The organism is Serratia sp. BW106 (assembly GCF_002607755.1).
Taxonomy (GTDB): domain Bacteria; phylum Pseudomonadota; class Gammaproteobacteria; order Enterobacterales; family Enterobacteriaceae; genus Serratia; species Serratia proteamaculans.
Map to the genome: position 1 here is coordinate 97942 of NZ_MCGS01000041.1, position 14847 is coordinate 112788.

At 57.8% G+C, this 14847-nt stretch carries 15 protein-coding genes and 1 riboswitch; of the genes, 8 read left to right on the forward strand and 7 right to left on the reverse strand.

Going from position 1 to position 14847, the window contains the following annotated elements:
- Nucleotides 1-62: 62 nt before the first annotated feature.
- A riboswitch (molybdenum cofactor riboswitch) is annotated at nt 63-205 on the forward strand.
- The 6 genes from moaA (at nt 192) to BEI65_RS22640 (ending at nt 3758) form a co-directional block, all read left to right on the forward strand.
- Entirely contained in the window at nt 192-1178 is a 987-nt protein-coding gene (gene moaA / locus BEI65_RS22615) for a GTP 3',8-cyclase MoaA (RefSeq protein WP_165366370.1), read from the forward strand. Its footprint overlaps the riboswitch before it by 14 nt.
- A gap of 28 nt (nt 1179-1206) precedes the next feature.
- Nucleotides 1207-1719, forward strand: coding sequence for a molybdenum cofactor biosynthesis protein B (gene moaB, locus BEI65_RS22620; RefSeq protein WP_085115674.1), 513 nt, complete (start codon nt 1207-1209; stop codon nt 1717-1719).
- Nucleotides 1720-1724: 5 nt separating this feature from the next.
- Nucleotides 1725-2204, forward strand: coding sequence for a cyclic pyranopterin monophosphate synthase MoaC (moaC, locus tag BEI65_RS22625; RefSeq protein WP_012005756.1), 480 nt, complete (start codon nt 1725-1727; stop codon nt 2202-2204).
- Nucleotides 2201-2446, forward strand: a complete 246-nt coding sequence (gene moaD, locus BEI65_RS22630; RefSeq protein ID WP_099065168.1) for a molybdopterin synthase sulfur carrier subunit — start codon at nt 2201-2203, stop codon at nt 2444-2446. The genes moaC and moaD overlap by 4 nt, the downstream gene beginning before the upstream one ends.
- Nucleotides 2447-2448: 2 nt before the next feature.
- On the forward strand, nt 2449-2916 hold the full coding sequence (gene moaE, locus BEI65_RS22635) for a molybdopterin synthase catalytic subunit MoaE (protein ID WP_170924993.1): 468 nt from the start codon (nt 2449-2451) through the stop codon (nt 2914-2916).
- A 131-nt stretch (nt 2917-3047) separates the two neighbouring features.
- Nucleotides 3048-3758, forward strand: coding sequence for a Bax inhibitor-1/YccA family protein (locus tag BEI65_RS22640; protein ID WP_099065169.1), 711 nt, complete (start codon nt 3048-3050; stop codon nt 3756-3758).
- Nucleotides 3759-3802: 44 nt separating this feature from the next.
- On the opposite strand, the gene BEI65_RS22645 is transcribed toward BEI65_RS22640, so the two are convergent.
- From BEI65_RS22645 to cecR, 5 genes are read right to left on the reverse strand one after another with little or no spacing between them, the layout of a single operon-like run.
- Nucleotides 3803-4909, reverse strand: coding sequence for an ABC transporter permease (locus tag BEI65_RS22645; RefSeq protein ID WP_085115677.1), 1107 nt, complete (start codon nt 4907-4909; stop codon nt 3803-3805).
- A 10-nt stretch (nt 4910-4919) separates the two neighbouring features.
- Nucleotides 4920-6092 carry an ABC transporter permease gene (locus BEI65_RS22650; RefSeq protein ID WP_232519145.1) on the reverse strand — a complete coding sequence of 391 codons (1173 nt, stop codon included), beginning with the start codon at nt 6090-6092 and terminating at the stop codon, nt 4920-4922.
- A complete protein-coding gene (locus tag BEI65_RS22655) occupies nt 6089-7819 on the reverse strand; it encodes an ATP-binding cassette domain-containing protein (protein WP_099065170.1) in 1731 nt (576 codons plus the stop codon). The genes BEI65_RS22650 and BEI65_RS22655 overlap by 4 nt, the downstream gene beginning before the upstream one ends.
- 10 nt (nt 7820-7829) lie before the next feature.
- Nucleotides 7830-8816 carry a secretion protein HlyD gene (hlyD, locus tag BEI65_RS22660; RefSeq protein ID WP_099065171.1) on the reverse strand — a complete coding sequence of 329 codons (987 nt, stop codon included), beginning with the start codon at nt 8814-8816 and terminating at the stop codon, nt 7830-7832.
- An 18-nt stretch (nt 8817-8834) separates the two neighbouring features.
- Entirely contained in the window at nt 8835-9524 is a 690-nt protein-coding gene (gene cecR, locus BEI65_RS22665) for a transcriptional regulator CecR (RefSeq protein WP_099065172.1), read from the reverse strand.
- A gap of 302 nt (nt 9525-9826) precedes the next feature.
- Here cecR and rhlE point away from each other — a divergent pair, with 302 nt between their 5' ends.
- Nucleotides 9827-11203, forward strand: coding sequence for an ATP-dependent RNA helicase RhlE (gene rhlE, locus BEI65_RS22670; RefSeq protein WP_099065173.1), 1377 nt, complete (start codon nt 9827-9829; stop codon nt 11201-11203).
- Nucleotides 11204-11264: 61 nt separating this feature from the next.
- On the opposite strand, the gene BEI65_RS22675 is transcribed toward rhlE, so the two are convergent.
- Together BEI65_RS22675 and BEI65_RS22680 are read right to left on the reverse strand one after the other, a co-directional pair.
- Nucleotides 11265-12293, reverse strand: coding sequence for an HlyD family secretion protein (locus BEI65_RS22675; RefSeq protein ID WP_099065174.1), 1029 nt, complete (start codon nt 12291-12293; stop codon nt 11265-11267).
- A gap of 2 nt (nt 12294-12295) precedes the next feature.
- A complete protein-coding gene (locus tag BEI65_RS22680; RefSeq protein ID WP_099065175.1) occupies nt 12296-13903 on the reverse strand; it encodes an MFS transporter in 1608 nt (535 codons plus the stop codon).
- Between the two features lie 159 nt (nt 13904-14062).
- Between BEI65_RS22680 and BEI65_RS22685 the strand changes: the two genes are divergently transcribed.
- Nucleotides 14063-14842, forward strand: coding sequence for an IclR family transcriptional regulator (locus BEI65_RS22685; RefSeq protein ID WP_099065176.1), 780 nt, complete (start codon nt 14063-14065; stop codon nt 14840-14842).
- The last annotated feature ends 5 nt before the right edge of the window (nt 14843-14847 follow it).

A 14847-nucleotide genomic window follows, 5' to 3' on the forward strand; every position in this document is an offset into this window, starting at 1 on the left:
TGTTTAGCGCTAGAATTCTGATGAAAACCACGGTTTCGTTCCGGCTACTCAGGCAGCGGGAACTGAGACCAAAACTCCTAGCCTCTGGGCCTACGTTGTTCTGGTGAACAATATGGCGCTTGGGCCGTGGCGAAGTCAGCCACCAAGGTGCAGGGCGGAAACGCTCGCATCTCCCGACTTTGGAAGGTGTTATGGTGCCGCAACTCATTGATGCTTATGAGCGCAAGTTCTATTACTTGCGCCTGTCGATCACCGACGTGTGTAACTTTCGTTGCACCTACTGTCTGCCGGATGGCTATCGCCCTAACGGCAGTCCGAAAACCTTCTTGTCGCTGGATGAGATCCGCCGTGTCAGCCGCGCATTCGCCGAGCTGGGCACCGAAAAGGTGCGCCTGACGGGCGGTGAACCTTCGCTGCGTCGCGATTTTACCGAGATCATCGCCGCCGTGCGTGAAAACCCTGCCGTTCGCCAACTTGCCGTGACCACCAATGGTTATCGTCTGGCTCGCGACGTCATGGCCTGGCGTGATGCCGGGCTGACGGCGATCAACGTTAGCGTCGACAGTCTGGACCCCCGTCAATTTCACGCCATTACCGGTCAGGACAAATTCCGCCAGGTGATGGAGGGCATCGACGCCGCCTTTACCGCTGGATTCAGCAAGGTAAAGGTCAACGCGGTGCTGATGCGTGACGTTAACCACCAGCAGCTGGGCGCTTTCCTGCACTGGATAAAAGACCGTCCGATCCAACTGCGCTTTATCGAACTGATGGAAACCGGCGAGGGCGGCGATCTGTTCCGCAAACACCACGTGTCTGGCGAAGTGATCCGTTCGCAACTGGAACAGCAGGGTTGGCAGTTGCAGCCGCGCGGCCGCAGTGACGGTCCGGCGCAGGTGTTCAGCCACCCGGATTACCAGGGCGAAGTGGGTTTAATCATGCCGTATGAAAAAGATTTCTGTGCCAGCTGCAACCGGCTGCGGGTTTCCGCCATCGGTAATCTGCATCTGTGCCTGTTCGGTGAGCAGGGCATTAGCCTGCGCGATCTGCTGGCGGATGACGGCCAGCTTGAGGAATTGAAGGATCGCATTCAGGGCGGGCTGCGGACCAAAAAGCAGACTCATTTCCTGCACCAGGGCAACAGCGGCATCACGCAGAACCTGTCGTTTATCGGCGGCTAAATTTTTCTAAATTGCACGGGAGCAAGCAATGAGTCATGCCAGCAGCGAATTCATTCCGGCGCATATCGCCATTCTGACCGTTTCGGACAGTCGCGGTGAAGCAGAAGACACCTCGGGCCAGTATCTGCAGGAAGCCGCGCTTGAAGCCGGGCATCAGGTGGTGGACCGCGCCATTGTCAAAGACGATATTTATCAAATCCGCGCGCGAGTCTCCGCGTGGATTGCTGACGAACAGGTTCAGGCCGTGCTGATCACCGGCGGCACCGGCTTTACCGCCAGGGACAACACTCCGGAAGCGCTGCTGCCGCTGTTCGATCGTGAAGTTGAAGGGTTCGGTGAACTGTTCCGCATGGTGTCCTATGAAGAGATTGGCACCGCCACTATCCAGTCGCGTGCGCTGGCCGGTATGGCCAACCAGACGGTGATTTTTGCCATGCCGGGTTCGACCCGCGCCTGTCGCACCGGCTGGGAACGCATTATTGAAGAGCAGTTGGACGCGCGCCACCGCCCGTGTAACTTTCTGCCACACCTGAAGAAATAAAAACTATGACGCAGCTAACCCACATTAATGCCGCGGGCGAAGCCCATATGGTCGACGTTTCCGCCAAGGCAGAGACGGTACGCGAGGCGCGTGCCGAGGCCTTCGTTGAAATGCTGCCGACCACGCTGGCGATGATCATCGAGGGCAGCCACCACAAGGGTGATGTGTTCGCCACGGCGCGTATTGCCGGTATTCAGGCGGCGAAACGCACCTGGGAGCTGATCCCACTGTGCCACCCGCTGATGCTGAGCAAGGTAGAAGTGCAGTTGGAGGCGCAGCCGGAACACAGCCGGGTGCGGATTGAAACCTGCTGCCGGTTGACCGGCAAGACCGGTGTCGAAATGGAAGCCTTGACCGCCGCGTCGGTGGCCGCATTGACCATTTACGACATGTGCAAGGCGGTACAGAAAGACATGGTGATCGGCCCGGTGCGGCTGCTGGCGAAAAGCGGCGGTAAATCCGGTGATTTTAAGGTGGAGCTATGATTAATATTCTGTTTTTTGCGCAGGTGCGTGAACTGGTCGGCACCGGTGATCTGTCAATGCCGGCGGACTACCCCACGGTTGAGGCGCTGCGTAAGGCATTGTCCGCACGCGGCGATCGTTGGGCGTTGGCATTGGAGTCCGGCAAGCTGTTGACCGCGGTGAATCAGTCGCTGGTGGCGGCAGAGCATCCGTTGCGCGCCGGTGACGAAGTCGCTTTCTTTCCACCGGTAACCGGAGGTTAATGGTGGAAAATACCCGTATCCGCGTGGGTGAAGCGCCGTTCAACGTCGGCGACGAATACCAGTGGCTGGCACAGTGCGACGACGATGGTGCCGTGGTGACCTTTACCGGCAAGGTGCGTAACCATAATCTGGGCGATAACGTCAGTGCGCTGACGCTGGAACACTACCCAGGCATGACCGAAAAAGCGCTGGCGGAGATCGTGGATGAAGCACGCAGCCGCTGGCCATTGCAGCGTGCAACGGTGATCCACCGCGTCGGTGAGTTATTCCCTGGTGATGAGATTGTGTTTGTCGGCGTGACCAGCGCCCACCGCAGCATGGCGTTTGAGGCCAGCGAATTTATCATGGACTACCTTAAAACCCGCGCACCGTTCTGGAAACGCGAGGCAGTTGGGCAGGGCGACCGCTGGGTCGATGCGCGTGACAGCGATCATCAGGCGGCACAACGCTGGCATAAAGCGGCTAAATAATCGGTAAACAGCAGAAATATATCAATACCTTTGCAACTTTCAGGTTAGGTTTTCTGTGGTAGGCTTATAGCAGGTAGACCCCGCCGTTGTGAGGGTCTGAAATCTTGTTCCACACGCAAAAGGTAACCGTCATGGACCGATATCCACGCTCTAATGGTTCAATCGTCGAACGTGCCAACAGCGGCATTCAGGCTTATATGGCGCAGGTTTATGGCTGGATGACCTGTGGCATGCTGTTGACGGCGTTTGTGTCCTGGTATGCGGCCAACACGCCCGCGATCCTTAACTTTATCTTCTCCAGCCAGATCACCTTCTTCGGCCTGATTATCGTGCAGTTAGGGCTGGTGTTCGTGATTTCCGGCATGGTCAACCGGCTGAACGGTACGGTAGCCACCGCGCTGTTTATGCTCTATTCGGCGCTAACCGGGTTGACGCTTTCCAGTATTTTCATCGCCTATACCTACAGCTCGATCGCCAGTACCTTTGTGGTGACCGCCGGCATGTTCGGTGCTATGAGCCTGTACGGTTATACCACCAAGCGTGATTTGAGCGGTTTCGGCAGCATGCTGTTTATGGCGCTGATCGGTATCGTACTGGCTTCGCTGGTCAATATCTGGCTGAAAAGCACTGCGTTGATGTGGGCGATTACCTATATCGGTGTGGTGGTGTTTGTCGGCCTGACGGCGTATGACACCCAAAAACTGAAAGCGATGGGCGAGCAGTTGAACGCCGATGACAAAGACAGCTTCCGCAAGTACGCCATCGTCGGCGCGCTGACGCTGTACCTTGATTTCATCAACCTGTTCCTGATGTTACTGCGCATTTTCGGCAACCGCAGATAAGAATCAATATGACTTGTAGGGGCTCAGCATGCTGAGCCCTTTTTTTATGCAATTTTGCGGCGGAACATGGCATAGGCGGCGCTGCCGGTGGTGGCGGTGATCGCCAGCAGCGGCCACAGGCTGTGCCAGATGATGCTGAAACTGGCGTCCTTCAGGTAGATCTGTTTGGTGATGTCGGTAAAGTGGCGGATGGGATTGGCCCAGGTGAGGTTTTGCAGCCACACCGGCATGTTCTCCACCGGTGAGACATAGCCGGAAAGCAGGATCGCCGGCATCATAAACACGAACACGCCGATAAATGCCTGTTGCTGGGTGGCGCACAGCGACGAGATCAGCAGACCGAACCCCACCAAAGACAACCCGTAAACCAGCATGGTGCCGTAGAACAGCAGCAGCGAACCGGCGAACGGGATCTGATAGATAAAGATGCCAATCAGCAACACGATGCTGGCCTGGAAGGTCGCGACGATCAGCGCCGGTACTGCTTTACCGATAAAAATCTGCCAGGTGGTCAACGGCGACACCAGCAACTGCTCCAGCGTGCCCTGTTCGCGTTCTCGTGCTACCGACAATGAAGTAACAATCAGCACGCCAATGGTGGTGATCATGGCGATCAGTGAAGGCACTACAAACCATTTGTAATCCAGATTCGGGTTATACCAGTTGCGCACCACCAGCTCGCTGTTGTTCGGCTTGGCGCGACCGCCGATCAGTTCATTCTGATAGTCCTGCACAATTTGCTGAACATAGTTGGCGGCGATCTGCGCGCTGTTGGAGTTGCGCCCATCGAGCAACAATTGCAGCGGGGCCGTATTGCCGTTGGCGATATCACGCGAGAATTGGGCCGGGAAGCGGATCAGCAGCAGGGCCTTTTGGTTATCGATGGTGGTTTGTATTTCCTGCGGGCTGCGCAACAGCAACACATGCGAGAAGGCCTTGGCTTTGGCGAAGCGCTGGGTCAGCTCGACCGAGGCATGACCGCTGTCTTCGCTATAGACCGCGATGGTGGCGTTGGTCACCTCCAGCGTGGCGGCGAACGGGAACAGCAGCACCTGCAGGATAACCGGCATAATCAGGATGGCACGGGTCTGCGGATCGCGCAGCAGCGACTGCATTTCCTTTATGATTAACGTCCAGAGACGATGAAACATCTTATTCCCCTTAATCCAGCCGCCGCTGGGTTTTCCAGGCCGTCAGGCCGATAAACACCACCGCTGAAGCGATCAGGAACAGCAGGTTAATCATCAACACCGTACCGACGTTGCCCGCCAGGAACAGCGTTTGCAGCGTGCTGACGAAATAGCGTGCCGGAATGATGTAGGTCACGGCGCGCACGATGGCCGGCATGCTGTCGATCTGGAAGATAAAGCCGGACAGCATGATCGAAGGCAGAAAGGCCGCGTTCAGCGCCACCATTGCCGCGTTGAACTGGTTGCGGGTAATGGTTGAAATCAGCAGCCCCATGCCGAGCGTACTGGCAAGGAACAGGCTGCTGATGACGAATAAAATCAGCAGCGAGCCGCGATAGGGCACGCCGAGCACCCATACCGACACCGCCATACATAGCACCATGGCGATCATGCCGAGAAAATAGTAGGGCACCAGCTTCGACAACAGCAGCTCTGTGCGCGTTACCTGGGTGGAAAGCAGCGCCTCCATGGTGCCGCGCTCCCACTCACGGGCGATCACCAGTGAGGTGAGGATAGCGCCGATCACCGTCATGATAATGGTGATGGCGCCGGGAATAATGTAGTGCCGACTGATGGCCGCCGGGTTAAACCAATAGCGCATCTGTACATCGATTAACGGTTTTTCCTCACGCCCATTATCGGTGGCACGCTGTTGCTGCCAGACTTGCCACACTCCCTGGGTATAGCCCTGGACAAAGTTGGCGGTGTTCGGCTCGCTGCCGTCGGTAATAATTTGTATCGGTGCGCTGTCGTGCGGTCGCGCCATGCGTTGGGCAAAATCATTGGGGATCACCACCAGCCCACGAATGCGCCCGGCCTGCATCAGTTGGATCAATTGCTGGCGGTTGTCGCTGATGGTCGGCTCGATATAGGGCGAACCGGCAAAGGCATTGGCCAGGTCACGCGCTTCTTCGCTCTGCTGTTCCATCAGAATGCCCAGCCGCAGCTTGCTGGAGTCCAGGTTGATGCCGTAGCCGAAGATAAACAGCAGCATCAATGGAATGACAAAGGCGATCAGCCCGCTGCTCGGATCGCGCAGGATTTGCCGTGTCTCTTTCAGGCACAGCGCGCGCAGCCGCCGCCAGGAAAAACCACTGTCATCGCGGGCGGCGTTTTTTTCGCTCATGGCTATTTTGGGGCTCATGGCTGCTCCTCCTGATCATAACCCTGCACCAGCTCGATAAACGCCTGTTCCATGGAAGGATTGGGATTATCGCTGCTGGCGACCTGGTGTTTGAGATCGTCCGGCGTGCCGGCGGCGATGATCTTGCCGCGATACACCAGCCCGATGCGGTCGCAGTATTCTGCCTCGTCCATAAAGTGGGTGGTCACCATCACCGTCACGCCTTTATCTACCATGCCGTTAATATGCAGCCAGAACTCGCGACGGGTCAGTGGATCGACGCCGGAGGTCGGTTCATCGAGAAACAAAATATCCGGCTCGTGCATGAGCGCACAGGCCAGCGCCAGCCGCTGTTTGAAGCCAAGCGGCAGGGAGTCGGGCGTCTGATTGAGGATCGGGCCAAAGTTGAAGGCGCTGGACATTTCACTGATTTTATCGCGCTGCGCCTTGCCGCTCAGGCCATAAACGCCGGAAAAGAACTTCAGGTTTTGCGCCACCGTCAGGTTGCCGTACAGCGAGAATTTCTGCGCCATATACCCCAAATGCTGGCGTGCCTTGCCGGAGCTGGTTTTCAGATCCATGCCCAGCACCAGGGCCTTGCCTTCGGTCGGCACCAGCAACCCGCACATCATTTTAAAGGTGGTGGATTTACCGGCACCGTTCGGGCCAAGCAGGCCGAAAATCTCACCGCGCTGTACTTTGAAGTCCACGTGATCGGTGGCGGCAAAGTCGCCGAATTTCTTGGTCAGCCCTTGCGCTTCGATCACCGTTTCCGTGCTTTCTCCCTCGACGGTCGGCATGATCTCCGCCAGCGCCGATTTGCTGTTTGGCCCGCCGCCGAGCAGATCGATAAACGCATCTTCAAAGCGAGGATCCGCTTCGCTCAGCTCGGCATCAGGCAGATCCAATGCTTGCAGGACCTGCCGATGATCTTCGCCTTGCTTGAGGATCAGCCGCAGGTACTTGCCCTGGATCACGCCGTCGGTGACCGTCGGCAGGCAGATCGCCCGTTGCAGCAGGGCACGGTGGCTACCGGCTGGCGGCGCGATCAGCACCGTGCGCCCGGCCATCCGTTGGGTAAGATCTTTCGGCGCGCCGCTGAACAGCAACTCGCCCTCGTTGAGCAGCAGCACTTCGCGGCACTGTTCGGCTTCATCCAGATAAGAGGTGCTCCACAGGATCAGCATGCCGTCGTTGGCCAGTTCATGCACCATGCGCCACAGTTCGCGACGTGAGATCGGATCGACGCCGACGCCGGGCTCATCCAGCAACAGCACCTGCGGTTGCCCGACCAGCGTACAGGCCAGTCCGAGCTTCTGTTTCATGCCGCCGGAAAGTTTGCCCGCCAGCCGGCTGGTAAAGCGGGTGAGATCGGTAAATGTCAGCAGCCGATCGAAGGTTTGCTTGCGGAGATCGCCGGTGACGCCGCGCAGATCGGCGTACAGCGTCAGGTTTTCCATCACCGTCAGATCTTCATACAGGCCGAACTTTTGCGGCATGTAGCCGAGGATGGCGTGCAACTGACGATCCTGGGCGATCGGATCCAACCCGGCGACGCGCAGCGTGCCGCTGCTGGGTTTCAGCAACCCGGCCAGCATACGCAGCAGGGTGGTTTTCCCGGCACCGTCCGGGCCAACCAGCCCGGTGACGGCGCCGCTGGTCAGCCGGGTTGTCAGGCTGGCAACCGCCGGTTTTTCCAATGACGGAAAGCGTTTTTCCAGTGCTTCCAGCTCAATAACCTGTTCCATCACCGCCCCCTCAAGGTTGGGCAAAGCGAACGGTGACCGGCATCCCCTGGCGCAGTGCGTCATCGGCGTCGGTGACGATCACCCGCAGCCGGTACACCAGATCGGTACGCAGGTCCGGGGTTTCGACGCTTTTCGGGGTGAACTCAGCGGTAGGTGACACAAAACCGATTTTGCCGTGATAGGGCTTGCCTGGCCGACCGTCGGTATAAATTTCCAGTTCGGTGCCCGGCGTTGCTTTGCCCAGGCTGGTTTCATTGACATAGGCGCGCACCCACACCGGGCGGGTTAGCGACAGGGTAAATACCGTGCCACCGGCGCCGAGCATGGTGCCCGGCTCGACCGCGCGGGTCAGCACCGTGCCGGCCGAGGGGGAAATCAGGCTGGTGTCGTGCAGGTTAAGCTGTGCCTGCGCCAGTGCGGCTTCGCTTTGCGCCAGGTTGGCTTTGGCCTCTTCAATCTCCTGCGGACGATTACCGCTCAGGTACTGCGACAGTTTGTCTTTCGACGCCTGAAGGTTGGCCTGTGCCTGATTGCGTGAGGTGCGGGCATCTTCCAGTGCGTCGGCGGAGGTGGCATTTTTCGCCCACAGTCCCTGTTGACGTTTCAGGAAGCTGTCGGCATAGCTGAAGGCGGAAAGGCGCTGCGCCATTTCCGAACGTACCTGGGCAATCTCTTCGGCGCGGTAACCGGCCATCAGCAACGCCAGTTTGGCTTTGGCACTGCCGACGTTAGCCTGCGCTTGCTGTAGCGCGTTGATGTAGGGCGCATCGTCCAGTTTGCCGAGCAATTGCCCCGGTTGAAGGGTATCGCCTTCATCCACCGTCAGCGACGCCAGGCGCCCATCGACGCGGAAGCCCAAATTCACCGTACGAATATCCACGTTACCGTACAGCGTCAGCGGTTGGGCCCGATGCTGCTGGTAATACCAAACTCCGTACGCGGCCGCGGCGATCAGCACAATAACCACCACAATGAAGGCACTGCGTTTCTTATTCATAATTCTCCCTGCCTGAATTTACGCGCCATAGCGTTGGCGCAGCCCATTAACCAGAAGTTCGATGTGTTCAGCCAGCACCTCGCTGATTTGTTCCGCTTCGGCGGCGCCGATCTGCTGCCAGCCAGCCTGTCGGCGGACGGTTTCGCGCGCCACGCGGAACGACAGCACTTCGCCGATCAGCGCGTGAGTATGCAGCACGATTTTGGTCGATTGCGGGTCGATGCCGGTGTAGGCCGCCAGCAGGCGGCAAAGCTTGTTATGCAGCGGTGCTACCACCTGCTGGTGGATCAGCGGATAAGCGTCGGTGGGGGAGAGCTGCTCGCGCGACATGATTTTGCTCAGGTTTAGCGTCTGTGGCTGAGTTATCAGGTCGCTGAACGCCAGCAGGCCGCGTTTCAGGTGTTCGAGGTAGCGCTCCGGCGGACGTTCGGTTTCCGGCAGTTGCCAGAAGTGGTCAATTTCTTCGGCCAGCGGGCGAAAAGCCTGCTGGATAAAATCGGCAATCCACTGTGCAACGGCCAGATAAAGGCCTTCTTTGGAATTGAAGTAATAGGTGATGGCGGCGATGTTGTGTCCGGCGCGCTGGGCGATATCGCGGGTGGTGGCGCCCTGAATGCCGTATTCACCAAACATCTCGATGGCGGCGGCGATCAACTGCTGGCGTGCCTGCTCACCCCGTGCCCGGCTGGCAGTCTGATTATTTGGCATTGATGGCGCCTGAAAAAGTTAATCAATCATATGATTAACTTTATGCCAGATTGCACGAAATGCAATCAGTAACCGCGATTTATTTAAGGACATTTTTTCAGATTAGGCTGAATTCTCGGCATATTGTGCTCTGAGTCACTTAATTTGCCTTTTCTTGTTCGAGTTCTGCTACAATCGCCCGCTTGGTGCACTGCAGTTTGTGCCAATCCCTCGTGGTCATGCTTAATGTCCCGTCTGATAATCCTCCCAGGAAACTGCACCGAACACTGTTAGGTTAGGGGGGATCTGGAGTTTTTCTCTTTATGTCATTTGAAACCCTCGGCTTAAGTGCTGAAATTCTGCGCGCTGTTGAAGAACAGGGCTATCGCGAACCTACGCCAATTCAGCGCCAGGCTATTCCTGTCGTATTGGAAGGTCGTGACCTGATGGCCAGCGCCCAGACCGGTACCGGTAAAACCGCTGGCTTTACCCTGCCGCTGCTACAGCTGCTGAGTAAGCATGATCATGCGGTCAAAGGTCGCCGTCCGGTACGTGCGTTGATCCTGACGCCGACCCGTGAACTGGCTGCGCAGATCGGCGAAAACGTCGAATCCTACAGCAAATACCTGCGCCTGCGTTCGCTGGTGGTATTTGGTGGCGTGAGCATCAACCCGCAGATGATGAAACTGCGCGGCGGCGTCGACATACTGGTGGCAACACCGGGTCGTCTGCTGGATCTGGAACACCAGCGCGCGGTTGACCTGTCCAAAATTGAAATTCTGGTGCTGGACGAAGCTGACCGCATGCTGGATATGGGCTTTATCCATGATATCCGCCGCGTGCTGGCCAAGCTGCCTGCCAAGCGTCAGAACCTGCTGTTCTCTGCTACCTTCTCCGACGATATCAAAGGGCTGGCCAACAAACTGTTGCACAACCCGGCATCGGTTGAAGTGGCGCGCCGTAACACCGCGTCTGAGCAGATCGAGCAAAGCGTGCACTTCGTTGATAAGAAGCGTAAGCGGGAACTGCTGTCCCAGATGATCGGCGAAGGTGACTGGAAGCAAGTATTGGTGTTTAACCGCACCAAGCACGGCGCTAACCACCTGGCTGAACAACTGAACAAAGACGGCATCACTGCCGCAGCGATCCACGGCAATAAAAGCCAGGGCGCTCGTACCCGTGCATTGGCCGACTTTAAAGACGGCAAAATTCGCGTATTGGTAGCTACCGACATCGCGGCACGCGGTCTGGACATCGACCAGTTGCCACACGTGGTGAACTACGAGTTGCCTAACGTGCCGGAAGACTACGTGCACCGCATCGGCCGTACCGGTCGTGCTGAGCGTACCGGTGAGGCGATCTCGCTGGTGTGTGTGGATGAACACAAACTGCTGCGTGATATCGAACGCCTGCTGAAACGTGAAATCCCGCGTATTGCCCTGCCAGGCTATGAGCCGGATCCAAGCATCAAGGCAGAGCCAATCATCAACGGCCGTCAGGCTGGCGGTGGTCGCGGTGCGCCACGTGGTAACGGCGGTGGTCAGCGTTCCGGTAACGGTGGCGGCCAGCGCAGTGGCAACGGTGGCGGCAATGGCGGTCAGCGTGAAAACCGCGGTGGCGGCAGTGCTCGTCCGCAGGGTGATGCCAAGCCGCGTTCAGGTGCACCTTCGCGCCGTCCGCGCAGCCGCCCGGCTGAGTAAATTGCTCTGTTGTCCGCTGCTAAAAGGCCACCTTCAAGGTGGCCTTTTTTATTGGCAAAAATCAGCGCATCTCAAGTTCCGGCACCACCGACATGCCGACGCGCAGTCGCGCCAGCTCCGGCTGATTTGGCTCCAGCAGAATTTTCACCGGCAGACGTTGCACCACTTTGGTGTAGTTGCCGGTGGCGTTATCGGCGCTGATGGCGGCAAAGGTCGAGCCGGTAGCCGGGGCGATACTGTCAACGTGGCCGCGTAGCGTCACGCCGGGCAGGGCATCCACGCTGATCGAGACCGGCTGGCCGGCAGACACGTTGGCCAGTTGGGTTTCCAGGAAGTTGGCGATCACATAGCTTTGCTGTAGCGGCACCACCGCCAGCAGGCGCGTACCGGCAGAGACCCAGGCCCCCTGACGCACCGCACGCTGACCGACAGTGCCGGCAATGGGCGCGATAATCTGGGTATAGGAAAGATTCAGGCGTGCCTGATCAACGCTGGCCTGCGAGGCGGCAATATTCGCTTCGGCCTGTTTCCGACTGGCCTGCAACACGCCAACTTCCTTGCGCGCAGAAACCACTGCCGCCTGATTTTGCTTTAGCTGTGCGGCGGCGGTCTGCATTATGGAAGCGGATTTTTGCTGTTCATCGGCGGTGGCGGTGCCGGTTTTTAGCAGTCGGCGATAGCGGTCGGCATTTTGCCCGGCATAGTTCAACGTGGCCTGACTGGCACTGACGCCGGCTTCCTGCTGGGCAATATTGGCCTGCTGTTGATCCAGCTGCGCCTGAATGCTGGCCAGCTTGGCCTGGCTGATCTGCAGGTTGGCCTGTGCCGTTTCCAGCGCCACGCGATAATCCCGATCGTCGAGGGTCGCCAGCACTTCACCGGCTTTCACCTGCTGATTATCACTGACGTTGACGCTGCGGATATAGCCGGAAATCTTGGGGGCCACCAGCGTGTAATCGGCACTGACTACCGCGTCATCGGTACGAAAATGATGGCGATTGAGAGAGGAACGGACAAAGAAAGCGATAGCCAGCAGGATTAACAGCAGCAACGCCAGGGTTAAGGTTCGTTTTGCAGGTGTGAAGCTCATGGTTATGATCCTGATGTTTTTGGAACTAGAGGTAAAAGCGTTTGCGGCGGATAGACTCGTTTCGGCAACCAGGCGGTCAGCAGCACCAACAGCAGCGCGCAGCCAATAATCAGCAGATAGGCATCACTGATGCTGAGGATCACCGCCTGATGTTTTACCAGCGTCGAAAAATGCCCGAGATTTTCCGCTGAACTGACCGAGCCGTCCGGTAACAGCGGCATAGCCCCGCTGGCGTGTTCTGAGCTCTCTGCCGTCATCAGCCACGGGCGATTGCCCAGCCGGTCAACCAGCACCTGCGAGTGAAATTTTTCCCGATGGCTAATAAAATTCTCGACCAGGCTGCCTGCCGCTACGGCAGAAAAACCGCGCACGGTGTTAAACATGGCCGAGGCGAAGGGACCTTCCGGTGCCATTATTACGCTGGTGGACATCAGTAAAACCGGCAAAATCATCATCGGTTGGCCAAACGCCTGCATGCCTTGCATCAACCAGAAATTTTGTCGTGCCCAGTCGTCGGTCAGTTGCATTCCCAGCAGGCAGGAGCCGGCGATTAGCGCGGCCCCGAGGGTCAGTACCCAGCGGGCGTCTATCCAGCGCAGATTCAACAGGGTGGCGATTAAAGGGGCGATCACCAACTGCGGCAAGCCGACGGCCAACGCCAGCGGTGCAAATTGTACGGTGCGAAAACCCTCTACCTGTGAAAAGTAGAACGACGGCAGCATTGAGCCTGACAGCGCCAGCAACAGCACGCCAGCCAGCGTCAGCAGGCTATAAGAAAGATTGATGCGCTGCAGTAATTGCAGTTTTAGCAGCGGCAGCGGATGGAACCATTCGTTGATCAAAAACGTCACCAGCAGCGCGATAGACACCGGCAACATCAGACTAATTAGCGGCGAATTGAACCAGTCGAGCCGTTCTCCCTGTGTCAGCGAAAGGATCAACAGCGCAATGCCGCTGCACCCGGTGAGCATGCCAAACAGATCGATCTGACGGAAACGTTCCAGGCGCAAGGGATCCTGCGGCAGCCCCCAGCCGATCAGTAAAGAAGCGATCAGACACAGCGGGATCGCCTGCCAAAAGACAAACTGCCAACCCAGACTGTCGGTCCACAGAGCCGCCAGCGGTGCCGCGACATTGGGGCCAAAGGTGGCGGTCAGCGCATAGGCGGCCAGCCCGTAAAGTTTGATGGTGGGGGGCAGAAAACGCAGCGCCACCGTCATCAGCAGCGGCGGCAATGCGCCGCCAAACAGGCCTTGCACCACCCGCAGCGCAATAAACAGCGTGGGATCAGCGGTTAACGGCTGGAGTACCCCGACGGCGGCAAAACCGCCGATCATCACCAGGGCGAAACGGCGTAGCGAAAAGGTCACGGCAAACCAGGGGGCAACCATCATGGCCGACACTTCCGCCGCCTGATAGGCCGAGGTGATCCAGCTCCCCTGGTCGAAACTGATACCGATAGCCGCGCGGATATCCGCCAGTGCCAGATCGCTGATGCGATCATTGAGTCCAGAGGTCAGGGCGGCAATCAGCACACCCACCAACCCCACAGCCAGACGCAGAGTGAAAGGATGCGGCGCGGCGGCAGGAGGCGCAGGCTGAGCATTCATAGTATGACTCCAGAAACGAAACTTGCGATGCACTGTATTGCATGGCGATACATTGTGACGCATGCTACATTGTGATGCGCTGTATTGCAATGTGGTACAGCATGCCGTCTGGCAGAAAAAAATGTTACAGTGTGGCCAAAAGTAAGGAAAAGAACCCCTATGTCTGAATCCTCAACATGTTGTGATGATGAAAGGGCCGGCGGTATTCAGGTCATCACCCGCGCGGCGAAAATCCTCGAAGCTCTGGGTGCAAAGCCGAATGGCATGAGCCTGGGAGAAATAGCGCTGGCGGTCGATCTGCCGCGTTCCACCGTGCAACGTATTGTCAACGCGTTGGACTCTGTGCAATTGGTGCGGGGCGGAGTCGGTGGTGTGCGCCTGGGGCCGTCTTTGCTGCGGCTGATTGCCAGTGTGCATACCGAAATGGTGGCCATTGCGACGCCCAGGTTGCAGGCTTTATGTGATGCCACCGGTGAGACGGTTTCGCTGGGACGCGCCAGCGGTTTGCAACTGGCGGTAGTGCATTACATTGTGGCAGACCGTGAGCTGCGAGTGGTGCCGCGTATTGGTATGAACCTGCCGCTGTACAGCACCTCCGGCGGACGAGCGTTGCTGGCGTTGAATAGCGATGATGCGGCCCGTGATTTACTGGGTGAGGCTTATAGGGCGGTAACCGATCTGACGGTGCGAGATTTTCCTGCTTTACTGGAACACCTCACTGAAATACGTCGTACCGGTCTGGCCTACGATCGGGAAGAAACGTTGGAAGGCGTCTCTACCATGGCGGTGGCTATCGACACCATTCTGGGGCGCTTCTCCATCAGTCTGTTAGTGCCCAGCACCCGTTTGGCCAAGAATGAAGCTCGCTTCCGCGAAGAGATCCTTAAATGTAAAGACGCGCTGATCGATGAGATTGGCAAGGTGGCGTCGCGAGATTAACCGGA